The following is a 25,125-nucleotide window of genomic DNA, read 5'->3' as shown; positions in this document are numbered from 1 at the left end:
TGGAGAAACGCTTCCAGAGAAAAGAGAATCAGCTCTTTCCTTTCTTGGAACAAAAGGGCTGGACGAACCCTTCACAGAACATGTGGTCTTTCCATGATACCATTCGTGATATGTTCCGCCTAGTGAGAAAGAACTTGGAGGATAAGGATCTGGCCAAGGCAGCCGAGAACATGACCTATATAGAAGAGAACCTACTACGCTTGCTTTCGGTGGAATATAACATCCTTTTTGCCCGTTCTTTAGAAATTCTCTCCGACGAGGACTGGATCAAGATGCGACAAGGAGAGGACGAAATTGGCTGGATGCTTCCCACTCCTCCGCCTGCTTATCCATCCGAAGAGGGCTATATACACCCTTCACAAGACACTACCCTACGTACCGATGTAGTCTTTGACGAAAAGGCACAACACTTTGACGAGGGTTATATGACCGTAGAGCAGGTAAACCTACTACTCAAAACCCTACCTATTGACATTACTTTTGTAGATGAACATGACAAGGTAATTTTCTACAACCGCGGAGAGGAACGTGTATTCCCACGTAGTGCAGGGATTATCGGGCGCGAGGTGAAGTTCTGCCACCCGCCTAAGAGCGTGGGTACGGTGCTGAAAATCGTGGAGGCTTTCCGCAATGGTACGCAGAATGAAGCCAACTTCTGGCTGAACTTCCGTGGACGCTTGATCTATGTACGCTACTTTGCTGTACGCGATGCTCAGAAAAACTATAAGGGTGTAATCGAAATGTCCCAAGACATTACTGACATCAAAACTATAGAAGGAGAAAGACGCTTGCTCGAATGGGAATAATCCTAAACAATGAATTACCTTGGCTAAGATTACCGAACAAATAAAAGAACCTATTGCCGCAGAGATGGCAGCCTTTGAGGATAAATTCAGAGATTCTATGTCCTCACGGGTAGCACTACTGAACCGTATCACCCACTATATCGTAAACCGCAAGGGTAAGCAGATGCGTCCTATGTTCGTCTTCCTTGTGGCGAAACTCGCTAGCGGAGGCACTATTAATGAACGAACTTACAGAGGAGCTTCAGTAATAGAGCTAATCCATACAGCTACGCTGGTACATGACGATGTGGTTGATGATAGTAACAAACGACGTGGGTTCTTCTCTATCAATGCCTTGTGGAAAAACAAAATCGCTGTATTGGTAGGAGACTACTTGCTCTCCAAGGGGCTCTTACTCTCCATAGATCATGGTGATTTTGACCTGCTGAGAATCATCTCAGTAGCAGTACGCGAGATGAGTGAGGGCGAGCTCCTCCAGATGGAGAAAGCACGCCGCTTGGACATCACCGAAGAGGTTTATTACGAGATTATCCGCCAGAAAACAGCCACCCTCATCGCAGCTTGTTGTGCTATGGGTGCCTGCTCGGTTCAACCCGATAATGCGGAACTGATAGAGAAGATGCGCCGCTTTGGCGAATTTGTAGGTATGGCCTTTCAGATAAAGGATGACCTCTTTGACTATACCGAAGAGGCAATAGGCAAGCCCACTGGAATCGACATTAAGGAACAAAAAATGACCCTCCCACTCATCTATGCCCTTAACCGAGCCGAAGAGAGTGAACGCAAATGGCTGATCAATAGCATCAAGAACCATAATACGGATAAGAAGCGAGTCAAGGAGATTATCGCCTATGTCAAAGCTCATGGAGGTATAGAACGCACTGAAGCCAAGATGCGGGAATACCAAGCAAAAGCCCTGGCTATACTAGCAGAATTTCCCGATTCTCCTTACAAGAAATCCCTACTCCAGATTGTGAATTATGTGATTGAACGAACTATATAAATAATTAATAAGAGGCTGTTCCTTGCGGAACAGCCTCTTTTAGATAAGTTACAGACAAAAAATTATTTTTTCTTCTTAGTATCTGCTTTAGCAGCATCTTGAGCAGCTTTAAGCGCAGCACGAGATACACGTACTTGGCATACCACAGTGTTGTCTGGATGCATAATTTTGTAGTTCTCTTGTGCGATCTTAGTGATATAGAAACGATTACCCATTTCCATCCAAGAGATATCTACAGGAACGAAGTCAGGAAGGTTATCTGGCAAGGCTTTTACCTTTAGCTTACGGTTTACGATACGAAGTGTACCACCGGCCATTACTCCAGGAGCTGTACCCACGATCTTGATAGGCACCTCAAGGGTGATTTCCTTATCCTTGTGTAACTGGTAGAAATCCACGTGAAGGATTTTGTCAGTTACAGGGTCAAACTGAATGTCCTGAAGGATAGCTGTATAAGTCTTTCCTCCTAATTCAATCGTTGCAGTATATACATTGGGAGTATATACCAATTTTTTGAACGCTAAGGTGTCCGCTGAAAAGTGAATGGTATTTTCCCCTCCGTATAACACGCAAGGAACCTTTCCAGCATTACGTAAGGCCTTGCTAGCTGCTTTGCCCACGCTTTCTCTTTGAGATCCTACGATTGTAATTGATTGCATAAAAATATATTAATTAAAAATTTACATTAAGAATTTATTGCTGATAGAAGCATGTTCGTGTACCGAACGCATCACATCGGCAAAGAGCTTATCACAACTCAACACATGTATCTTCTTTGGTAGAGAATCATGTGGAATGGAGTCCGTTACGATAAGTTCCTCCATAGGTGAGTTTTCTACTTTCTCCACCGCATTACCACTTAGTATAGCATGGGTACAAATAGCTCTTACACTCACAGCACCTTTATCTTTCATAATTTCAGAGGCCTTCACTAGGGTACCTGCCGTATCCACCATATCATCCACAAGGATTACATTCTTTCCTTCCACATCTCCTATTAGTTCCATTTTCTCAATTACATTGGCTTTTTTGCGCTGTTTGTAGCAAATAACCACATCACTATTGAGGAACTTAGCATAGGAGTGTGCTCTCTTAGATCCTCCCATATCTGGAGAGGCTATACAGAGGTTTTCCAAGTTCAAGGACTTGATATAAGGAACAAATATGGTAGAGGCATAGAGGTGATCTACAGGAATTTCAAAGAAACCTTGAATCTGGTCAGCATGTAAGTCCATGGTAATCACGCGGGTAGCTCCTGCTGTTTCCAATAAGTTAGCCACCAATTTGGCTGCTATGGGCACACGAGGCTTGTCTTTTCTATCTTGGCGAGCCCACCCAAAATAAGGCATCACCGCCGTGATATGCTTAGCCGAGGCGCGCTTGGCTGCATCAATCATCAAGAGCATCTCCATTAGGTTTTCCGAAGTAGGATGCGTAGAACCGATGATAAAAACACGAGCTCCTCGTACTGATTCTTCAAAGGAAGGCTGAAATTCTCCATCACTAAAACGGGAGAAAATCACATTCCCAAGCTCAATCCCATAGGCTTGAGCAATTTTGCCTGCTAATTCTGTGCTTTGAGTACAAGCAAATATCTTTACAGCTGGCATAGAATATTCCATAAAATCAACTAATTATAAGTAACTTACGTTTTTTTGTGTAGCCTTGATGGCCTGTTTCGTTTTCGAGTGCAAAGATATAAATTAAAAATGATTCTGAAAAAAAAATCATTCTTTTTTTGCATGATTAAAAAATTAGTTGTACTTTTGCACCCGAATTCATAACAATAATTGCCTGAGTGGCGGAATTGGTAGACGCGCACGACTCAAACTCGTGTTCTTCGGAGTGAGGGTTCGATTCCCTCCTCAGGTACTATAGTCCTCTTATCATCTTCAAAATGTTAAGAGGATTTTTTATTAATATCAAAATTAAACCTTTTTGTTATGAATACAATCATTGTTAATCCTTACTACACACTGATTGCAGCTACTTTAGTATTGCTCCTTGGGCGACTTCTTGTGGCTAAAATCAAATTACTCCAGAACTTCAACATCCCTGAACCGGTGGCTGGAGGGCTACTGATGTCCTTCCTTGTCTACCTTTTATATATTGTAACGGGGCTTTCCTTCGAAAATGGACTTACGTTTGGGGAAGGGATCTCCTTGAATTTTGACAAGGGGCTTCAGGACTCCTTCATGTTATTTTTCTTCACCTCTATCGGACTGAGTGCAGACCTTTCCCGCTTGAAATCAGGGGGTATCGGATTGTTCATCTTCTTAGGAGTAGTAGCACTGTTCATCGTAATACAAAATATTGTAGGGATAGGCTTGGCCTCTGCCTTTGGCTTAGAGCCCATAATAGGGCTAGTAACTGGCTCCATTACCCTCACCGGTGGACATGGTACCGCTGGGGCTTGGGGTAAGGTGCTCGAACAAGATTATCATATACAAGGGGCTACTGCCTTAGGGATGGCATCCGCTACCTTTGGCTTGGTATTAGGAGGACTCATTGGAGGGCCTGTTGCACGCCGCTTGGTCAATAAAATGGGCAGAAAACCACTCTCTGAGGAGGCTCAGAAGAACAACAATGATAACGATAACGATACAGAAGTAAGCGTATTCGAACAACCTGAAAAACAACGCCTTATTACCTCCAAGTCCGCTATTGAGACCATGGCGCTCTTTGCTGCCTGCCTCTCCTTCTCTGCCCTGATGGACTCCGATACGGTAAAGGCTTTCTTCCCTGACAAGTTCACCTTACCTCAATTCGTTTGGGCATTGTTCTTTGGCGTATTCTTACGCAATATACTCACCTACGCCTTCAAAATCAAAATGTTCGATCGTGCTATCGATGTCTTTGGTAATGCTTCCCTAAGTCTCTTCTTAGGTATTGCGCTACTGAACCTCAAGCTATGGCAGCTTTTGGACTTAGCACTTCCTATGCTCGTTATCTTAGCGGTACAAACCTTTGTCATGAGCACCTATGCCTATTTTGTCACCTACCGCCTAATGGGCAAGGACTACGATGCTGCCGTATTAGCCGGCGGACATTGTGGATTCGGCTTGGGAGCAACTCCAACTGCGGTAGCCAATATGCAATCTATCACTGACAAATTTGGTCCCTCACATAAGGCCTTCCTCATTGTGCCTATGGTCGGTGCTTTTTTTGTGGATTTTGTAAACGCCTTTATCCTTACTGGATTCGTCTATATCTTAAGACTAATTGCGTAACATGAAAAGTGAAGCATGAGTAGCAACCTCCTTGCTTTTCACGCTTCACTTTTCACTTTTTATGGTGACTTGTATAAACCCACTCCAAATTAAAAACTCGAAAACTCTTAGATGAGATACATTCTCGCTTCTGCCTCAGCACGTCGCCAACAATTCCTCAAAGATTTAGGAATTGACTTTGAGTTGCGCCTCTCCCCCACCGATGAATCCTACCCTCCTGAACTACAAGGAGCGGAAATTCCCATGTATATAGCCCAGCAAAAGGCTATACCACTGCTCCCTACTCTCAACGAAGAGGAAGTCCTTATCACAGCCGATACACTTATTTGGTTTGAAGGTGAAGCGATAGGAAAGCCCAAAGATTATGCAGATGCCTTCCAGACTCTCTCTCGCTTTTCAGGTCATAGCCATGAGGTCATTACTGCTGTTTGCCTCACTACCACCAAAAAGCAAGTCGCCTTTTACGACACTACTTTAGTCACTTTTGCTAATCTTACCCCCGAGATGATTGACTACTACCTCACCCATTACCAGCCTTATGACAAAGCAGGCAGCTATGGCATCCAAGAATGGATCGGCGCAGTAGGTATCACCTCCATACAAGGCTCTTATAATAATGTTGTCGGATTTCCTACACAACTATTTTGGGAACAACTAAAAACAGTGGTTAGTAATCAGTAGTTAGTGGTTAGTAATTAGTAATTAGTAGTTAGTTGCCAGCAGTCAGTTATCAGCGTCTGTCCACTGTCTACTGTCTACTGACAACTGATAAACTGTTTCAGTGCTGTCTCATTTATCCTCATTTTTTCTACAAATTCTGAGAAATTTTCCACTTGCTGAGGAATACCCAAACCTATCTTTCCCAACTTACGGTTTTGAGTATCTCCTTCTATTTCATATGTCTTTGAAGAAAGAGATTCACTATCTTCTTTGATAGGATATAACAAAAAGCCACAAGTAGACTCGAACCTATACATATACGCTATCGTCTTATAATAAATACTTGTTATCCTTTCAGAACCTTCTTGATAATAATCCTGATCATTCAATGGCATATACTTAGCATCTCCCACTATCTTTGGGGATTGTTTGCTGAGAAAATCAGGATAAATAGATTGTTTTTTATTCTTGAAAAGATACTTCTTATTTTTACCTGTAAGATTCTCAGGGTGTTCAAAGTCTTCCTTTAGAAAAGTATTAAGATATTCTTCCCATAACCATGCTCCATCGAAGAGTAACCCATATATATTATCTTTTTCCTGTCCAAAACTTAGTTGTTCTCTTCTAAGTATTCGCAGACATATCTTTTGCAAGAGAGCATATTCAGTAAAATAAGGGTGTGCAAAAGGCTTTGAATTGGACAAAATTACCTTATGACGAGCATTCTTATTATAGGTATTTTGGGTATTCAAAATGAATAAATCTATAATAGCTCGTAATTCTGTGTCCGCATGCAGGAGAATAGCCCCTATAGGATGTACACTAAGATATTCTATAGTGTGGCGAATAAGTTGAGATAGCGGGTTATCATAGCTATGTTCCCTTGTTGAATAGGCGATTCTCCCCATAAAGGGAATATTCTTTAGCAGATGTCGCTTTATATCTATCGTTCCTTTTATATTAGTATCATTGTAATTATGCTGTTGATAAGCTTTGTAAAGCCCTTGCGCATATGCCTTTTTTAGGCAATAGGGAAATAAGTATAACCAAAAATCCCAAATAGATTCCTCCTTAGTATTTTGTCGAAAATCAAAAACATTGATAGAGAGCACCTTCTGTAGCATATAATGTAGGAAATAATCATTCCCTCCTGATTCAAAACGAGAAGTAATGGTAAGTTTGGTTGTATTACGCCCTACAAAACCCATCATATTGTTTGTAAACAATCTATTCTCTTCTATTTGGAAAGCCACTTTATGCTCAATATGATCGTTATACCCTCCTAATAGCTCAGGAAAAACTACCAAATTTGGATTTTCTTCTTGCAATAGTTTCAAAGGGCGGTTGGCTATAGGACGCAAGTCCTCTATCTGGTCAGGCGATGTAATACTAAGCCCTTTATAATTATTGTCCGTTATCCTCATCACCCTCAAAAACTGCTCTTAATCTGTCCAATTCCTCCCCTGCATGTGGCATTCCTCTTAGATATTCCTTCACCAAAGGTTCTATACGATAGTTCCATACCCATTCCAATCTTTCCTCTGTTATACATAGTCCTTCTCTCGGATCAAGGAAATAAGCGCCTCCTATATGATAAGCCGTACTAAGACCTGCTATTTGTTCTATAGCTTTATTTAGCCTATCCATTACGGATCTTATAGTAGGAGAAAGTCCCATATTGGCTGCACTCTCTTTTGCTGTTACCTCTATCCAAGTGAAACGACGACGCATGGCAAAATCAAAACTCTCCACACTGCGATCTATATCATTCATACAGCCTATTACATACACATTTTCAGGAATATAGAAAAATTCTTGATCTCCTTGCATATTGGCATATTGTGTTTTTACAGCTCCTTTTTCTCCACGATAGGTAGGGTCTATGCTAAAGAAAAGTTCACCAAATATTTTTGAAATTTCCCCTCTGTTAATCTCATCAATCACAAAAACATAATCCTTATCAGCCTGTACTTTCTTAAGTTCAAAGTGGTATTTCTCCTTAAAATATTCAGCCACAGGCACCAAATAAGGTTTCAAGTCTCTTATTACACCATTGCGAAGATAGTCTGCTATCATCTCTTTAGTTATTGATAATCTTGTCCCCACCTCTGTCTGTGGAATAGCCACACAGGTATTCCTACTATTAGCCTCTAAAGTAAAGGATTTCTTGTGAGTCGGTGTGGAAAGTGTTATAGGAGTTTGGAGCAAATCATCTATAAAAGTACTATATAGGGCATCAAAATCATCATTAGTAATCCCCTGTATACTTCTCTTACAAAAGGCTTTAAAGATACCATCTTTCAACTCAAAGCCTATATTTCCATTTTCATCAGTTATAGGGCGAAGTCCCTCTACAAAGTCAGTATAATCGTAAGAAGGGTGAAACTGAACAAAGGCAAACCGACCACTATTCATTAGTGCCTTATCATCTTCCACACCGATGATTCGTTTGGCTATTTCTTTTGCTAAGAAAGTCTTCCCCGTACCAGGTGCACCTGTCAAGATAATGTTCTTGGACTCCCTCAGCTGCTTTGTATAGAAATCATAAGATTGCTCTCCTTTTGTAGAGACTTGTTCTGAGGCAACTAATAGTTCATAGTAGTGGTCAAAGAAGTGTTGAAGTTTTTCATTAGGAGCTTTTCCATCGAACAGACCCAAATCCTCCACGGTTTCACTTATGTTTAGGTCTTCCCATGTGCCTTTATCATTATCTCCTCGTTGATATTTTTCTATAGCCAATGTCAGGATACGATCTAATGCTTCATTCCACCGTGCTATAATATTCAATCCTGTATTTCCCCATTGTAAATAATTTCCTCTTCTCTCATAATAGGCAGCATATATAGCAATATTTATAACGCCTTTCCCTTCGTAGTTTGTCCATTCTTGAATCTGTTCCCCAATAGCCATACCATCGGCACTCTTTCCAGAACGCTTAAACCTCTTTCTCTCTTCGAGAGGTTTGATATAGGCTTCATATCCCCTATTACTTTTATCATTCGTAACACAATACTCTATGTGTGCTACAAAATATTCTAATAGGTGCTTAAATTCTTCGTATTGATTCATAAATCATCTATTTGACTGGGCTATTGGAATTAATTCATTAGTGGGTTAAGTAGGTACAAGCTGTAAGCTCTCGCCAGCACATGGAGATCAGTAGTCAGTGGTTAGTTTTATCAGTAGTTAGTTGTAAGTTGTCAGTTATCAGCCTTGTCTTCTGTCTACTGACCACTGTCCTCTGTCTACTGACCGCTGACCACTGTCTACTGACCGCTGACCACTGTCTACTGACCGCTAGTCTGGTACAAAAATATTCTCCCCATCTTGATTTTCATAGAGGGTACCTAGGCGTTTTCCTTTTTCCTTGGAAGAAGTATTGGAAGAAGATGCCCCTTTAGCAGTTTTATATTTGGTGATTTTTTCTCCTTTTTTCTGGATAATCTCCATATCATCCCCATTCTTATTAACAATAGTAAAATCACCCCCTGTAAAGAAAGCAGAGAGGTTAAGGTTCATGACCATGGACACCATCAGAGCGACGGAAAAGACCATAGCCACATCAAAGAGATTGACCACCACGCTTAGCGGATCAGCATCATCATCTTTGAAAGGTGTTGTTCTGCGGGTATTTCTCATTTTTGGGATATTTGTTGGTTACGAATGCGAGTAATATAATCCAATTGGTTCACCTCTTTGGCATACCAACGTTGCTTGAATTGTAGGGTTACCAAACCGACCAAGCTCACCACTAACCCCACTACAGTGGTAGCGAAAACCACCTGCATATTGGAAGCCATTTTGGAAATATCGCCTTGGGAAAGCCCTGTAAGTGCAGGACTCATAGCAATCAGTGTACCTATAAGCCCCAACACAGGACCTACCTTAGCCAAGAGCTTTGAGGTTACCACATCCTTTTCTGCATCATTTTCAAAATTGGTGATCATATAATCGGCATAGGTATCATCGGCAGGACGTGCAAGTATAGCACGTAAATATTTTATATACAACGAATTATCCTTTTCAGGGAGTGCAGCCTGCAACGCTTCCATACGCTCAGGAGTCAGTTCATTGAGGATGGGGCGCAACTGCCTTTCATTCTTATATTTGGTAATATATTGGTTGTAGAAGCTCCCCACAAGGAACAGCGCCCTAACGAAGAGTACCAATAGTACAATAATATCTGGAATAAGCAAACTATCAGATACTAAAAAGAGAAGCTGGGAGATATTGTCCATTTTGATTTAGATTATTTCTAAGCGCAAAGATACGAATTAATAATAAATGACCAATGAGAAATATATAATAATTCAATAATGGTTAATGATTCATCCTATGCGAGGATGAATCATTAACCATTATTAACAATATATCTCTTATTCTTCTACGGCTTGGTTTACCGTACCAGGGAAGTAATATTTAGGTTCTGAGATACTTCTCATATAGTATACTGGTCCCAAGGTTGCCGATAAGCTGGACTTCCAAAGATAGATACCTTGGGAGCTCATTCTAATAAAATGAGTCAATCGCTCCTGTGCCATATGTAGAATTTCTTCATTATCAGGATCTATCCAGAACTCATCCATATCCTCATGCTCGCGTATGAAGGTGATGTATATCTTTTTATCACGGATTTCATAGTTGCATTTGTATGCATAATACACTCTATCGTTTTGGTTTCCTGTAGGGGTATAACCTACCCGCAAGAGAGAAGTATCTGCATCGGATTGAAAGAGTAGCTCATAGGAGAAGAATTTCCCTTCGCCTACCTCTGTATAGAAATCTCTTTTGAAGTCCGCACTCATATAAGGTAAGTTAAGATGTGCTTGATCGCCTAAGAGTACTATAAAGTCAGTGACAACATCCCCTTGGGATTCAAACTCATCCATAGGATTGTTGAAGTGTTTTAGCTCAATAGTCACTCCATTGCTTTGTGCTCTATAGTTCAGTGGAGGAGTTCCTGGCACTGCTGTCATATGAGTGAATTTTTCTCCTGCTATCTCCAACGAAGGTGTGAAGGTCAGTCCATTAGAATTCACTGCAATACCTGCTCGGCTTGCTTTGTGGCTATCCTGCATGGAGGTAAAGAGGAACATGCGGAAGGCACTTCTTACAAAGTAGTTCTCCACCCCTTGAGCAGAAGTCACCTTTAGGTAATAAGTATGATTAATACCATCGAGCTGTTCACCTTGAGTACCTATAGTTCTCCAATCCTGGGCTGTGGCCTTTTCGAAATAAAGGAATTGTTCAGTTGCCTTTCGTTGGGTTTTGAACTTAAGTTTATCGCCCTCCTTCCCTATATAGACAAACTGGAATTCACCTTCGAGACCTTTACCGATATGCTCACGAGGGTCTGAGCTATAGGTAAGAGGTTCGAGCAGGGTATGAATGTAGTTTCGGGTGGTAAAGACCAAAAGGGGACCTTGTCCTTCCTGAATTTGGTAGCCACTCTCCTGAGGGGTTGTTCCACTACCGAAATCAGCCACCATCGTTACACGTCCTCCGAGGGTAAACTTCATTAGAAAGGTATAGCCTCCGAAGGTATTCCTTTTAGGAAAATAACTCAATTTCCAGCCATAAGGCGCCTCCGAGAGCATTTTTTTGAGATTTTCCTTGTTCTGCTGTATACGTTCAGAAGCATTTTTACCCAGCAGCAAATCAGGTTCGTTCTTTTGACATCCGGCTACAGCTATGATAGCCAGTAGGTATAATATTTTTCTCATTTTAGTATCCGTTTTGGTTTACAAATAGTTCTGCATTCTTTGATAAGCAACACTTTGGAGCTCATAGAAGTCTATACCCCATTCGGCTCTGAAGTACTCCACGATAAAGGCTTCTTTCTTCTTAAGAGCTACCTTTCCTTTCTCAGGCATCGTATTAAGGGCGGCATCCCATTGTGCCTTGGACTTCATGAGCATATGAGAGGTCATTTCGGCAAAGTCCTCAAAGGGGTTTGCCGCTGCATAGTTGGTAATAAAGCCTAAGGCATTGGCCTGAGCCGTTGTCTTACCATGCCAAGAAGAACTGTAATCATCGGGAGTTATTTTCCCAAATTCAGGCGCAAAAGGCTTATGCTGATTGATGATATGGCAGTACTCATGCTGAATGGTATGGATAATGTGCCTGATATTGTCCTCATCTGGATGGGCTGGATCGTAATAGTCAACACGAGCGATGGTGATCTTAGCTCCATTGTCGGCTTGACCGAGAGTTTCCTCGAAGAGGTAGGTCTCGGGATTGCGCTGAGGATCTAAGTTACGCCCTCCGATAAGGCTTATCTGTCGAGGAGCTACTTGGCTAACAAAGGTCGTACCGGCTACCTGTTGATAGGCGCCTAACCAAACATACTTGATCATCTCTAAGAAAGGCTGTACCTTGCTTTCAGTCGGTGGATATAGGTACCGTCCCATCTCGTAGTTGATGTCCACATATTTGTAATTGACCTCTATATTATAGGGATTGATATATTCATTTCGAATATAGGTATCCAGGGCAGTGCGGGTATCCGTATCGTCATGGATCACACTTTGGGGATCGAGTGTCTCTTTCTTATTGCAGCTGGAAAGGGCAACAGAAAGGGCAACACATATATAGGTTATTTTTTTCATACTTCAAAGAATTAAAAGATTAACGAGGGTTGGGCGCCATACCAAATTCAAGGGCGCTATTAGGAATTTGAAGCTCTCGACGAGGGTCGCCCTTGGTGAGTTCTATCTGGCCATCACCCACCTTATGTACGACCTTCATCCCTAAGCGCTTATTATCAAACCAGCGCAAGCCCTCTTGTACAAACTCCACTCGTCGGATATCCACCACTGCTTGGAGCCATTCTCTCTGTCGGGTTGTGAGGGGATAGGAAGGATCGAAATCAACTCCTCTACCCTGATAACGCCTATCAAGTGCGGCCTGAGTCATATAACGCTCGAAGGTCAAGCGAGGGAAAGGATAGGCCTGATTGGGTCGAGAGCTATTATGGGTCTTAGGAATGAGATAGGTAAAGAGGTCGCGACGGAACTGATCTAAGTTGCCGGACATTAGGTAGGCTTCCAAGCGGTTGAGGTAAACCTCGTCATAAGAGAACAAAACCGCTGCACTATAATAAACCCTAGTGCCTGCCGAACGATTTACATACTTATAGTAGTAGTTAGACTTAGGAAAGACAATATTACCTGCGCCATCTCCCAAAGCCGAATTGACTGCTTCCCAACTGATATTCGAGAAGTTCAAAGGATGGGTATTACGAGGAGAGCAGATCTCCGCCATCTTTTGCAAAGTTAGACTATACTTATGAGTCTGGAAACGATAGGCCAAGGCAGAACGAGCCGTACCCACAAGTATATTGGATGGGTTAGTGGATTCTGTATAGTAAGCACTTCTGGACTCGAGAGCTACTGCATTGAGGGTTTTTATGTTTCTGAGCTTGGTTTCTGCATTGGCTCCCAAAACGGCATCAGCATGTTCAATTACCTTATTCCACTGGGCTTTCATTAGGTAGAAGCGCGTAGCAAAGGCATGAGCTGCCGCTGTAGTGAAGTGGAAACGAGGTTGCTTATATTTGCTATCATCGAGCAAGGGAAGCCCTTGGGTGAGGTCGCGCTCTATTGCATTGTAGTAGTCCTTGAGGGAGATACGGGTGTAGTGCCCAAAGACATGCTTTTCAGGCTCAGTAATATAGGCCAATCCCAAGTCAGTGGCAGCGGTAGCCTCATTATAAGGCTTACACCAAAGGTAAGCCAACATAAAATGGGCATAGGCTCGTGCTACCAAGGCTTCCCCTTTGATATAGTTATATCGGGCTGTCTCGCCTAATTCGGCATAGGATTCCAAGGCCTGATTGGCTGCCCCAATAGCTGCATAGCAGGCTATCCAATAGTCGGTTGGGGTATTGTCCTCCCCATCTATCTCATTGTTATCTCTCCAGAAATACATATCTGTATTAAGGGTTGAGATTCCTAAGAAAGAGGTCTTCTCGCTTACATTATCACTCATCATCTCTGCGATGTAAGTAGGAAAGCGATTAGGATAGGCGCCGACCAAGAGTTCCTCTATTTTTTCAGGACTATCTATTTCTGTACGGCTATCAGGTAGGTCGTCTAATATTTTGTTACAAGCGCTCAGCACCAAAGTAAGGGCTAAGGCTAAGAGGGACAAGTATTTGTTTCTTTTCATGAGTTGCTGTTTTGTTAGATTCCAAGATTAATGGTAAAGGTATATTGGGGTGTGATTGGGTAGGCTACTCCTCCAGAGCGGAAGAATTCTGGATCCTGTCCGTTCAAGTCCTTATGAGCATAGATTAGGAAGGGATTGGAAGCTTGTAAGCGTAGGGTTAGGTTGCCTAAGTTTAGGTTTTCCAAAACTTCCTTATCAAAGGTATAGGATAGGGAGATGCTCTTCATACGTACAAAAGAGCCATCGACTACACGAGCGGTAGAGTGGTTATAGGCACTATAAGCTCTTGAGATATAGGCCTTGTTTTCTTCATTGAGTGTTCGCTGAGAGACAATGCCTGGGATTTGAGTTAAGGCCTCTTCTCCAGGGGCTACCCAGCGATTCTTGAACTCTCTTGGGAAGACACTTAAGTCATCATAGCCAGCTCCTTTGTAGAGGGGTGCCTTGCGAATCTTGTTGCCCGCTTGCATAGTAATGAGGAAGTTTAGTTCCCAATTCTTGTAACGGAAAGTATTGCTAAGTCCTCCTGTGATGTTGGGATCCACTGCTCCTTCTTTCTTGAGATAGGAGAGGATATTATCACGGTCTTGGAAATCAATATCCTTATAGTCTCTACTTCCTCCCTTAAGGTTAAATAGCGGCATTCCTTGACTATTAAGACCTGCAAAGTCATAGGAATAAAGGGTGTTGCGTGGATTACCCAATACATTGCCCCCTGTCTCACGTACTAAGTTGAAAACACTGTTGGAGGCATTGGCCAAGGAGGTAATCTCTTGGTTAAAATAAGCAAAGTTCACACTAGTACTCCAAGTGAAATCCTCAGTCTTGAAGTTACGAGTATCTAGTACTAGCTCAACCCCACGAGTGGTCATGGAGGCATCATTAGCATACTTATTCAATTCCCCACCCATACCAGAAGTACGCACGATGTCTAATAAGTCCTTGGAGTTCTTCTGGTAGAGGTCTACCGAGAGGGAGATCGCATTGGAAAGGAAGCCTATGTCGGTACCGAAGTTAGTCTCATATACCTTCTCCCAAGTAAGGTCTGAGTTCTGGAGAGAAAGGATACGGATTAAGCGTTCATTATCCTGGTTGCGGAAGCGGGGGGTGATGGTACTGACCATGATAGGTAAGGCATTTCCTATATTGTTCAGTCCTGCAATCAGTCCATAGCTAAGACGGAAAGAGAGGTTAGAAAGGGCATGGGTCGTAGGCAAGAAATGTTCGTTGGTCACATTCCAGCGACCACTAATATTCCAAGTAGGGAGCCAACGAGCCTTACGGCTTCTACCTAGCTGGTTAGAACCCTCATAGTTCAGTGTACCAGAGAGGATATAACGGTTGCGGAAGCCATAGGATGCCTGAGAGAAGAAAGCTACCCCTCGTTCACGACCGGTAGAGCGATCAAAGTATTGGGCGTTATCGGCAATCACCTTCTCTATGATTCGAGGATCGGTAAAGACTACCCCGCCGCGATTGAACTGATAGCCATAACCATCGAAGGATTGGTTATCCCTATCGGTATAACGGAATTCTTGTCCTAAGAAGAGCTTAAGGGTATGTTTGTCCTGTTCATCTTGGTCTTTGAAAGCCTTATTGTACTCCAAGGCATTGCGTAAGTAGTAGCTTTGGAGGTTATTTTGTTCCAGCTTATAGATACCTCCATTGGGAAGTACCACCTGTGGGAGGGCTGAAGGATCATCAGGGTTGCGATATAGGAATGGGTTGCGCTCCCCTATAATCATATTATCGTTGGCTCGATAAGCTCCTACCACATTGGAACCTTCGGTGATCGTATGCTCTTGGGTACTTTGGGCATAACGCACCGAACCTAAGAACTTATATTTGAGTTCAGGAGTAAACTTAATCTCTAAGTCGCTTTGGAGCTTGTACTCCATCATCTTCAAATCTATATAGTTATTCTTTAGCTCCTTAAGGATATTCATAGGGGCATAGTTCATACGATAATAATCGTAGTTGCCTTCATCATCATAGGGGCGTAGTGCACGAGTGGTATTAAGTGCATAGCTGAAGGGGTTGATGTCGAAATCACGTTCGTACTCCCCTGTTACCTGATTGCTCGAACGGGAGAAGGTACCTGGTGCTTTTTGGTTACGAATGGCTCCCTGTGCTAGGATACCTATCTTCACCTTAGAAGAGAGGTCATAAGTGGTCTTGATATTTCCAGTAATACGGTGTACCCTATCAGCTATCGTCCATCCTGGGTCTACAAAGAAGCCTAAGGAGCTATAGATAGTCGTATTCTCTCCTCCACCACTAAGGCTCAAGGTATGATTTTGAGTTAAGGAAGGTCGGAAAAGGGTTTTGAACCAGTCCGTATTGGCATACTCATATTTGCGCAAGAAAGCATTACGTGCCTCAGGACTGTTCTGTAATAGAAAACGACCAGTAGCGGGGTTATAAGTATCGGTATTTCGGTACATGATGTAGTAAGCCCCACCTTGCTGAGCAGCCGTATAAGTAGCTCGGTCTAAATAGCCCTTTTGCTCCAACTCACGATAGACACTCATAGTCTCTTGGGAGTTCATCAGGTCGAACTGTGCATAATTAGGAATCATACGTACAGACTCCTCCAACTGATAGCTCAATTGTGTCTTCACATTGCGTTTTCCGCTTTTGGTGGTAATGATTACGGCTCCATTAAGCGCACGTGCTCCATATAGGGAAAGTGCGGAGGCATCCTTGAGGATTTCTATACTCTCAATATCATTGGCATTCAGCCCTGAGATTGCTGAGCTAATTAGGGTTGAGGCATCTCCAGAGGCTAACTGTTCAAAGGAAAGGTTCACCACCTCCTCCTGTACAGCTCCATCCACTACCCAGAGGGGTTTGGTATCTCCGAAGATAGAGGAACCTCCACGTATGGTAATCTTAGGAGATGTACCAAAAGTACCTGAAAGGTTCTGTACATTGACCCCTGCTGAACGTCCCTCAAGCATACGACCTACATCTACAACTCCATCTTGCTTGATGTTGTCTATCTTAAGCGTTTGCGAATTACCTGTAAAGAGCTTCTTATCTATCTCTTGGTAACCTGTGAAGACAAGGCCTGTAAGCTCTGTCACTTCTTCCTTGAGGACAACATTCAACACTTTGTTATTGCCCACTACTCGTTCCACTGGAGTACTACCTACCATGGAGAAAACAAGAACCGCTTTCTCATTGGCTACCTTGATGGTAAAATTACCCTCCAAATCGGTATCCACTCCATGAGTGGTACCCTTCTCCACTACGGATACTCCTAAGAGTGGTCGCCCATCTTGGTCCTTGACCACACCTGTTACGGTCTGCTCTTGAGCGTATAGCCCTGAAAATGTGAGCCATAAGAACCCCAAAAGCACATACAACCATTTTCTTTTCATCTTAATACGTTTAAGCAATTAGTTTTGCAAATTTCGTAAAAATATCCAATAAAAACAATCTTTTTATGAATTTATTCACATTTTTTTCTTTGTTAAGTAAAACATAGTAGATTTTACTTCAAAACTAAACAAAATACAATGTTAATTATTAATAAAACAAATTAATATTATTTAATTAACTTTTTTTAATATCAAATTTTAATTAAAACATAAAAAATACAAATATGTATTCAACAAATACAAAAGTAGATTAATTTACTCACAATGAATATTATAGATATTTTGCAAATATCGTTTATTGTCTCTAGACATAACCTATTCTATGCCTAGACAATTAATAATTTAACTGTTTTAACAAATTAATCTCCAACCAGAAGAGAGCAAGAAGTAGGTAGTGGCAAGGCTTTTACTTGCTGTCAATTGTTAGTTTTTTACTTTTTACTTTTTACCTTTTACTTTTTTTGTATCTTTGCCCTCTCAAATCATCACAATGAAACATTTAGAAGCTATCGGGAGGTATTTCCTGATGTTATACGAGATATTCCGCAAACGCACTAAGTGGTCTATTACCAAAAAACTCATTCTCAAGGAAATAGAAGACCTCATGTATGGCTCACTGGGAATTATTGCCTTTATTTCTCTGTTCGTAGGAGCGGTAATTGCAATTCAGATGGCCTTGAATATTGACAACCCTCTCATTCCTAAAAGTCTCATTGGCTTTGCTACGCGACAGACGTTTATATTGGAGTTTGCCCCTACCTTTACCTCTATCATTGTAGCGGGTAAGGTGGGTTCGTTCATCACCTCCAGTATAGGTACCATGCGAGTAACCGAGCAGATAGACGCCTTGGATATCATGGGAGTTAACTCGCTTAACTACCTGATATTCCCCAAAATAGTTGCGCTTATGCTCTACCCTTTTGCCATCTGTATGTCTATGGCATTAGGAATATATGGAGGATATATCGCCGCCACAGTAGGACACTATGCTACCTCGGCCGAGTTCTTGGAGGGTATCAGGCTCCAGTTTCGTCCTTTTGATATCACTTATGCGTTGATCAAGAGTATAATATTTGCCTTTGTATTGGCTACTATACCTGCTTATCATGGGTATTATATGAAGGGAGGCGCCTTGGACGTAGGAAAGGCAAGTACAGTGTCTTTTGTATGGACGAGTGTGGCTATCATTGTTATTGATTTTATCATTACCCAAATTCTACTTGCATAATATGATTGAAGTTCAAGATATTAAAAAATCCTTTGACGGAGTGGAAGTACTCAAAGGGATTTCTGCTACTTTCCACAAGGGAAAAACCAACCTGATCATCGGGCAAAGTGGTTCAGGGAAAACAGTTTTCCTCAAGACCCTCTTGGGCTTATTTGTACCCGATAGCGGACACATCATCTACGATGGGGTTAGGTACAACGACATGAATAAGGAACAACGTCGCAAGCTCCGCCAAGAAATGGGTATGGTATTCCAAGGCAGTGCTCTCTTTGACTCTATGACAGTGGAAGAAAATGTGATGTTCCCCTTACAGATGTTCTCCAAGCTCTCAGCTGCGGAGATGAAGGATCGAGTGGATTTTGTATTAGAAAAAGTCAATCTGGTCAATGCTCATCACAAAAAGCCCTCTGAGATCTCTGGGGGTATGCAGAAGCGTGTAGCCATTGCCCGCGCTGTGGTGAATGAACCCAAATACCTCTTTTGTGACGAACCTAACTCTGGACTTGACCCTAAAACAGCCATAGTCATTGACAACCTTATTCATACGGTAACTGAGGAGTTCAACATCACTACCATTATCAACACCCACGATATGAACTCCGTGATGGAAATAGGCGAACAGATTATCTTCCTCAAAAATGGCTACAAAGAGTGGGAAGGTAGCAAAGATACTATCTTCAAGACAGATAATGAAGCCGTTACCAACTTCGTGTATTCGTCAGAATTGTTTAAGAAAGTAAGAAAAATGTACTTAGAAAGTGAAAAATGAATAATGAAAAGTGAATAGTTTTTCACTATTCACTTTTCACTAATGCTTTGTACGCTTCTTCGCTCATGAGTTCGCCCCACTGCTCAGGGTGAGTGGGCTTTATCTGGAGAATCCAAGCCTCATAAGGTGCCTTATTAATTTGTTCAGGCTTACGGATAAGTTCCTTGTTGAAAGCAACAATCTCGCCAGAGATAGGCATATATAGGTCAGAGAGGGTTTTTACTGCCTCTATGGTACCAAAGATTTGATCTTTTTCAAGGGTTTGTCCTTCGGTTTCTACTTCTACATATACGATATCACTGAGTTGCTGTTGAGCAAAATCAGTAATACCTGCATAATACACTTCTGCTTCTTTGCGCACCCATAAGTGCTCTGGTGTAAAACGATAATCTTCCATAGTTAAGTGAATTAATGAATAGTGAATAATGAATAACGGATAGTGGATAATAAAGTTTCTCTTTTAACTTTTATCTTTTCACTCTTAACTTTTAGTTTTTCACTCCATTATATATTTCTTCAGCATCGTATAGGATGCAACAATGATGATACAAAAATAACTAGAACGCGTAAGTCCGGTAGTTAGCAGGGTTTTCAGTTCAAAATGAGGCAGTTCCCCCGTGTAATAATAATAAAAATACTCCATATCACTTATGGTAGCTAAAAAGAGCAAACAGCCATAGAACAGAAAGTAAAAAGCATAGGTATCTTTCTTTACCGTCCTAAAGAGCAATAGCAGCAGGAAAAATATACCTCCTAAAGACACATAAGTAATTTGATATGCCACAAACTGTTCCATGGCCGCTTGCTTATCGCTCATAGCTAAAGAGGAGCAGAGCATCATAAGTTCAAAAGCCAACAAAAATTGGAGACTATAGGTGAGGTATTTTTTTAGGTGAAATCTATTGTCTTTCATAATACATAGTTATTCCAAATTATAGTTTATTACTTCATGCGACAGCTTACTTGCTTTGCTATTTCCAATATAGCCCAATACACCAAGCTCATCAGTGGCAGAAAAAGGAACAACCATATATTATCCTGCCTTGCACAAGGAGGGTGATCACCTATAAAATCTCTTATAAAGCGCTCCATCCAATTACATAATATACAGAATAGGAAAGGTATCCCCACTACATCCCAAAAGGTATAGCTACGTTTTCGTAGATAATACAGATGTACAACGATCACTATACTGATAAGAACAAGTCCTAATCCTATAGGCCCTATATCTAACAGAAATTGCTCAGTGGGAGTAAGTCGCTTATTAAAATACCAATAAAACCCTTGCTCCTTATCCTTACGAGTAGCCCGCCAAAGATAGGTGTCTTCGCCCTTGTCTAAGCATTTCTTCATAGAAGTATGAATAAGCTGTAGTCCATTGGCACGCTTCATGGTTACTGTTATACGGGGATAATTGTTAGCTTCTTTAGGTTCAGGTATATGATAGTGTAAGGAAAAATCATTCAAAAACCCTCTACCACTTCTGTCCAATGTTGCCTCATACTGGGTTTCTATACTATTCTCTCCCTTTTTAAGGTTTGCCTGAAAATACACCACATCGTTCAATTCTCTGATGGGGACGGTATAGTGCTCGGCAAACTTGACACTATAATATACACGAGAAGAATCCATGCTACTCCCCTCTCTTAAAAGGAAAGAATAGGCCTTGGCTGGGTCTAAGGGCGTGGGAGTTACTTGCCCCCCATTGACCCTTATCCGTACCTTCTGTTGCGCACTATCGGAAGCCATAAAGAAGAATACCGCACGCCCAGCCTGCTCCGCCTGCACTTTATAGCGAGCCGAAAGCTCTGCATATTGGTTATCAGGATAGTCCTCCCCTTGCTTATCAAAAGGCTGTATCTGTAGTTCTTCCTCCTCTATCTGATAGCCCTCCTGCTCCTGAGGCATACTCAAAGCACTAAAATTACCATGCTCTAATAGCTGATAACAAAGCGGCATGGAAGTACAACTCACCAGCAACAAACACAGAAAGATGAGTTTTAAGTTCTGAATTTTGAGTTTTGAGTTCCTCATCAGTGGTTAGTTAATAATGAAAAGTGAATAACAAATAGTGGACTCTTTTCTCTATTCATTCTTCACTTTTCACTTTCTTATTTCCAGTCTTTCTTCTTAGAGGTTTTCCCAATACCTGAGTTAAAGCTATTGGTAGGGTCAAGCTCTTTATAGAAGTTCTTAAGAGAATCCTTAGCGTGGTATAGGTGGCCTACATTGTGTTCGGCTGGGTATTCTGCACCACGCTTGTCAAGTATCTTAAGCATCTCTTCCTCTATCTCCTCGCAGCTATAACCTTTTTTGATTACATAATCTTGGTGGAATACATGGCACATAAAGTGTCCGTAATAGAGCTTATGGAGGATTTTGTTATCTATCTCTGGGGGAAGTTGTTCAAACCAATCTTCTTCATTGCGCTTAAGGGCAATGTCCAAGGCTACAATATCCTCTACTTCCTTCTCATGTACCGAGCGGTAACGAATCGCTGCTGAAGCCACTGCAAAGCGCAGGAGCATAGCCGCTTGGGCAAGTTTTGGATCACACTCAAAATAAGCGCCTTTACTCTTGTCGGCAAAATATTCTTTGAGGTATTCGCGGGCTTCTTCTACGCCCTTGCCCCCCATCTTGAGAATGAGGTGATGCTCATATTGGTTGCGGTAATCCCACATGATTTGGGGTAGGTGTTGAGGCATGAGTTTGGAGGTGCCTTGGAGGAACTTTTCGCTAAAGTGGTGGGGCATAAAAGGTATTTTCTTAGCCACACGATCTGCCCATGCCTTGAGGGAGAAGAGTTTAGGAAGGTATTCCGTACCTACATGCTTGATATACCAGAAAGTATCCTTACCATACTTAGCCGCAATATCAAAGGCTGTACGGTGAATGTATTCGCCAGAGATAGGAATCTGCTCGAAGGAGCCTAGCATGTGTCGGCGTAGCTCGGTCAGTACCTTGGTGTCATTGGTGCCTATGTAGAATACAGCTGTATGTTTCTCTGCTGGGAAGGTATCCACACGTACGGCAAAGACGGCAAGACGTCCTGCACTTCCTGAAGCCTCATATAAGCGGGCAGGGTCAGCATTGAATCGGGCAGGGGTATCAGCATCTATCTGGCGCACATGATTGCAATAGTCATGGTCATGTCCTTTTTTGTCTGTTTGCTGAATATCTTTTTTCTGATATTTTCCTGCTTGGAGATTAGTAAGTATCTCCTCTGGAGTGGTACCAAGGTCTATCCCTAAGTGATTCACTAGTTCTAACTTACCCTCTGCATTGCGCTGTGCATAGAGTGCCATTTCGGTATAAGCAGGGCCACGCTGTACGAGCGAACCTCCTGAGTTATTACACACCCCCCCGATCACAGAGGCTCCTATACAAGAAGAGCCTATTACGGAGTGTGGCTCACGCCCATAGGGTTTAAGCTCTTCCTCCAAGTGATTCAGCGTAGAACCTGGTAGGCAGACAGCCTGTGTACCGTCAAGGATTAGCTGGATATTGTCATTGCGCATGGTGTTGATAATCACCACATCACGGTCATAATCATTCCCAAAGGGATTGGAACCTCCTGTAATTCCTGTATTCGCAGCTTGGGAGATCACAATAACATCGGTCTCCACGCAAGCCTCCAACACCTGCCATTGTTCCCAAAGGGTAGCAGGACGTACTACGGCCAAGGCATTCCCTGTCCCAAAGCGGTAACCAGTACGATAGCGCTCGGTTTGCTCTGGGTCAGTCATTACATATTTTGCACCCACTATCTGGCGCAGTTTTTCTAACAAATTTTGTGTATTCATAGGTTTAGTTTTGAATTCTAAATTTTGTATTTTGAATTTTGAGTTGTAAGCTCTAAGTTTTGAGTTACTGAGTATTTTTCACTTTTCACTCTTAACTTTTCACTTTTTCAATCCCTTCTTAAGCCACTCCTTATAGGTCGCTACATCCACATATTGTACGGGAGTGGAGAGCAGTTCGGTATCTGGGGAGAGTTGCACATAATAAGGCTGAGAAGCGGAAGAGAAATTCACCTCTTGGAAGGTAGCCCACTTATCACCTATGGTTTTGATGTATTCTACACGTCCATTACGGTGCTTGAAATCAAATTGCTTATCCTTGGGTAGCTCCTCTTTGTCATCTACATAGAGGGAGATAAGGACATATTGTTGCATGAGTTTTTTCACTTCAGGGTCTGTCCATACATGCTCTTCCATTTTACGGCAATTGACACATGCCCAGCCTGTAAAGTCTAATAACACAGGCATATTATGCGCCTTGGCATAGGCCATACCTTCATGATAATCCTTGAAAATGATCTGCTCACTCTTTTGTTCCTTATGGAAAAATGCATAGGATTCTGGAGGAGGAAAACCACTCAATAGTCTTAGGCTATTCTTACCGAAAAGTCCTAAGAGCAAATATACAGAGAATGCTGCTGAGAGTACTCCTATCAGTAAGCGCCCTTTAGAATATTGCAATAGAGGTTTGCGTGGCTCATCGTGTGGAAAGCGAATAACTCCAAACAGATATAGGGTAAGCAAAGCAAAAAGAACAAACCATAGCCCTACAAATACTTCACGCTTGAGTAGCCCCCAGTGCTGTACAAGGTCTGCATTGGAAAGGAACTTGAGCGCAAAGGCCAATTCCAAGAAGCCCAAAAATACCTTAGCTGTTGTCATCCAGCCTCCTGACTTAGGCAAAGAGTTGAGCCAAGAAGGGAATAGCGCAAAGAGGACAAAAGGTAAGGCCAGCGATAACCCAAAGCCTGCCATACCTAAGGTAAGCTGAATAGCTCCTCCTGAGGAGAGCGAACCTGCCAAGAGTGAACCTAAGATAGGTCCCGTACAAGAGAATGATACTATGGCCAAGGTCAGTGCCATAAAGAAGATTCCTATGATACCTCCCACATTGGAAGCATTGTCCATCTTATTCCCCCATGAGGAAGGCAAGGTGATTTCGTAGAAGCCAAAGAAAGAAAAGGCGAAAATAACGAAAATCACAAAGAAAGCCACATTGAGCCATACATTGGTGGAAATGGTGTTGAGTATCTCAGGGTCTATATTATCCAAGAAATGGAAAGGAATACTCAAAAGGACATAGATCAGCAGGATAAAGAACCCATATAGGAAGGCGTTGAAAATCCCTTTCTTACGCGTTTTGCTTTGTTTGGTGAAGAAAGAAACCGTAAGGGGAATCATAGGGAATACACAAGGGGTAAGCAGGGCAATAAAACCGCCCAAAAAGCCCAAGATAAAGACCATCCAGTTGGATTCCTTTTGGGTCTCTCCTATGAGTTCTTTATTCTTAAGAGGAATCTCCAATTGCTTGGCCATATCCTCACTGCGGGCATCTACCTGCTTTTGTTCCACTTGGGCTACAGAGCCGTCAAGGGAGAAAACGAAATCTTCCTTGAGGTTGATACACACATCTATACATGCTTGGCAGAAGATATTCCCTTTGATATGTTTTACATTGGGATCTGTGAGTTTTACTTTTTGGGTGATCTTTATCTCTTTCTCAAAAAAGAGTTCATCTACCCCAAAGACATCATTGAAGGCCTTATGTAGGCCTTCTTCCTTAGAATCGCCTACCAGCTCTATCCCTTCAGTTGTATAGGTGATGACCATCGGCAGGGCGCCTCCCTTAGGGTTGTTCTGCGAATATACATGCCACTTAGGGGCTATTTTCCCCTTGAAGGTCAGTAGGTATTCCCCCTCGGAGAGCTTCTCTTGAGAGAATGTCCATACCACTGGATTCTCATCCTGCTGCCCTCCACCGAAGGATGGCTGAAAGTTGATTTGCGCACCAGCAAAAGCCACTGCCCATAGTGCTATAAAGAATGTAAGTATTTTTTTGTTCATATCTTGAGTTTAT

21 protein-coding genes and 1 tRNA gene are annotated in these 25,125 nt (G+C 42.2%); 7 read left to right on the top strand and 15 right to left on the bottom strand.

The features are described from left to right. Together Q0625_RS07215 and Q0625_RS07210 are read left to right on the top strand one after the other, a co-directional pair. On the top strand, positions 1–806 hold an 806-nt coding region (locus Q0625_RS07215), incomplete at its 5' end, for a PAS domain-containing protein (RefSeq protein ID WP_298825151.1). Positions 807–870: 64 nt separating this feature from the next. Beyond that, positions 871–1,809, top strand: a complete 939-nt coding sequence (locus tag Q0625_RS07210; RefSeq protein ID WP_298825153.1) for a polyprenyl synthetase family protein — start codon at positions 871–873, stop codon at positions 1,807–1,809. Between the two features lie 62 nt (positions 1,810–1,871). Here Q0625_RS07210 and Q0625_RS07205 read toward each other — a convergent pair whose 3' ends face one another. Both Q0625_RS07205 and Q0625_RS07200 read right to left on the bottom strand, forming a co-directional pair. Continuing rightward, positions 1,872–2,468: a 50S ribosomal protein L25/general stress protein Ctc gene (locus tag Q0625_RS07205; RefSeq protein WP_298825149.1), complete on the bottom strand. Its 597-nt coding sequence runs from the start codon at positions 2,466–2,468 to the stop codon at positions 1,872–1,874. A gap of 21 nt (positions 2,469–2,489) precedes the next feature. Next, entirely contained in the window at positions 2,490–3,431 is a 942-nt protein-coding gene (locus Q0625_RS07200) for a ribose-phosphate pyrophosphokinase (protein ID WP_298825147.1), read from the bottom strand. A 170-nt stretch (positions 3,432–3,601) separates the two neighbouring features. On the opposite strand from Q0625_RS07200, the gene Q0625_RS07195 reads away from it, so the two are divergent. From Q0625_RS07195 to Q0625_RS07185, 3 genes are all read left to right on the top strand, one after another. Then, a tRNA-Leu gene (locus tag Q0625_RS07195) sits at positions 3,602–3,681 on the top strand. A gap of 71 nt (positions 3,682–3,752) precedes the next feature. Further along, positions 3,753–5,039 carry a sodium/glutamate symporter gene (gene gltS, locus Q0625_RS07190; protein ID WP_298825146.1) on the top strand — a complete coding sequence of 429 codons (1,287 nt, stop codon included), beginning with the start codon at positions 3,753–3,755 and terminating at the stop codon, positions 5,037–5,039. A 111-nt stretch (positions 5,040–5,150) separates the two neighbouring features. Next, complete coding sequence (locus Q0625_RS07185; protein WP_298825144.1) at positions 5,151–5,720, top strand: Maf family nucleotide pyrophosphatase; 570 nt, start codon at positions 5,151–5,153, stop codon at positions 5,718–5,720. A gap of 74 nt (positions 5,721–5,794) precedes the next feature. On the opposite strand, the gene Q0625_RS07180 is transcribed toward Q0625_RS07185, so the two are convergent. The 8 genes from Q0625_RS07180 to Q0625_RS07145 form a co-directional block, all read right to left on the bottom strand. Next, a complete protein-coding gene (locus Q0625_RS07180) occupies positions 5,795–7,123 on the bottom strand; it encodes a restriction endonuclease (protein WP_298825142.1) in 1,329 nt (442 codons plus the stop codon). Next, positions 7,104–8,768: an AAA family ATPase gene (locus Q0625_RS07175; RefSeq protein WP_298825140.1), complete on the bottom strand. Its 1,665-nt coding sequence runs from the start codon at positions 8,766–8,768 to the stop codon at positions 7,104–7,106. The genes Q0625_RS07180 and Q0625_RS07175 overlap by 20 nt, the downstream gene beginning before the upstream one ends. Before the next feature lie 228 nt (positions 8,769–8,996). Further along, positions 8,997–9,338: a DUF2149 domain-containing protein gene (locus tag Q0625_RS07170; protein WP_298825138.1), complete on the bottom strand. Its 342-nt coding sequence runs from the start codon at positions 9,336–9,338 to the stop codon at positions 8,997–8,999. After that, a complete protein-coding gene (locus Q0625_RS07165; protein WP_298825137.1) occupies positions 9,335–9,937 on the bottom strand; it encodes a MotA/TolQ/ExbB proton channel family protein in 603 nt (200 codons plus the stop codon). Before Q0625_RS07165 ends, Q0625_RS07170 begins: the two co-directional genes overlap by 4 nt. Before the next feature lie 138 nt (positions 9,938–10,075). Beyond that, a complete protein-coding gene (locus Q0625_RS07160) occupies positions 10,076–11,422 on the bottom strand; it encodes a DUF4302 domain-containing protein (protein ID WP_298825136.1) in 1,347 nt (448 codons plus the stop codon). 18 nt (positions 11,423–11,440) lie between these two features. Beyond that, the gene (locus tag Q0625_RS07155; RefSeq protein WP_298825134.1) at positions 11,441–12,307 is read right to left on the bottom strand and encodes a substrate import-associated zinc metallohydrolase lipoprotein; all 867 of its coding nucleotides are present in this window, start codon (positions 12,305–12,307) and stop codon (positions 11,441–11,443) included. Positions 12,308–12,326: 19 nt separating this feature from the next. Continuing rightward, positions 12,327–13,868, bottom strand: coding sequence for a RagB/SusD family nutrient uptake outer membrane protein (locus Q0625_RS07150; protein ID WP_298825131.1), 1,542 nt, complete (start codon positions 13,866–13,868; stop codon positions 12,327–12,329). A 14-nt stretch (positions 13,869–13,882) separates the two neighbouring features. Then, positions 13,883–17,251 carry a SusC/RagA family TonB-linked outer membrane protein gene (locus Q0625_RS07145; RefSeq protein WP_298825128.1) on the bottom strand — a complete coding sequence of 1,123 codons (3,369 nt, stop codon included), beginning with the start codon at positions 17,249–17,251 and terminating at the stop codon, positions 13,883–13,885. A 490-nt stretch (positions 17,252–17,741) separates the two neighbouring features. Between Q0625_RS07145 and Q0625_RS07140 the strand changes: the two genes are divergently transcribed. Then, positions 17,742–18,479 (top strand): ABC transporter permease, encoded by a 738-nt coding sequence (locus Q0625_RS07140; RefSeq protein WP_298825126.1) that lies wholly within the window; start codon positions 17,742–17,744, stop codon positions 18,477–18,479. A gap of 1 nt (position 18,480) precedes the next feature. Beyond that, positions 18,481–19,248: an ATP-binding cassette domain-containing protein gene (locus tag Q0625_RS07135; RefSeq protein ID WP_298825123.1), complete on the top strand. Its 768-nt coding sequence runs from the start codon at positions 18,481–18,483 to the stop codon at positions 19,246–19,248. A 25-nt stretch (positions 19,249–19,273) separates the two neighbouring features. Here the strand turns inward: Q0625_RS07135 and Q0625_RS07130 are convergent, their stop codons facing one another. The 5 genes from Q0625_RS07130 to Q0625_RS07110 form a co-directional block, all read right to left on the bottom strand. Further along, entirely contained in the window at positions 19,274–19,645 is a 372-nt protein-coding gene (locus Q0625_RS07130; protein WP_298825120.1) for a glycine cleavage system H protein, read from the bottom strand. 99 nt (positions 19,646–19,744) lie between these two features. Continuing rightward, on the bottom strand, positions 19,745–20,161 hold the full coding sequence (locus tag Q0625_RS07125; RefSeq protein ID WP_298825117.1) for a hypothetical protein: 417 nt from the start codon (positions 20,159–20,161) through the stop codon (positions 19,745–19,747). A 29-nt stretch (positions 20,162–20,190) separates the two neighbouring features. Then, positions 20,191–21,282, bottom strand: a complete 1,092-nt coding sequence (locus Q0625_RS07120) for a hypothetical protein (protein ID WP_298825115.1) — start codon at positions 21,280–21,282, stop codon at positions 20,191–20,193. 77 nt (positions 21,283–21,359) lie between these two features. Beyond that, positions 21,360–23,051 carry a D-lactate dehydrogenase gene (dld, locus tag Q0625_RS07115; RefSeq protein ID WP_298825113.1) on the bottom strand — a complete coding sequence of 564 codons (1,692 nt, stop codon included), beginning with the start codon at positions 23,049–23,051 and terminating at the stop codon, positions 21,360–21,362. A gap of 99 nt (positions 23,052–23,150) precedes the next feature. Then, complete coding sequence (locus Q0625_RS07110) at positions 23,151–25,112, bottom strand: cytochrome c biogenesis protein CcdA (protein WP_298825111.1); 1,962 nt, start codon at positions 25,110–25,112, stop codon at positions 23,151–23,153. Positions 25,113–25,125 lie beyond the last annotated feature (13 nt).

Source organism: uncultured Capnocytophaga sp., assembly GCF_938029845.1.
GTDB lineage: Bacteria > Bacteroidota > Bacteroidia > Flavobacteriales > Flavobacteriaceae > Capnocytophaga.
The sequence above is the reverse complement of the archived record's forward strand: the minus strand, read 5'-3'. Positions and strand labels throughout refer to the sequence as shown.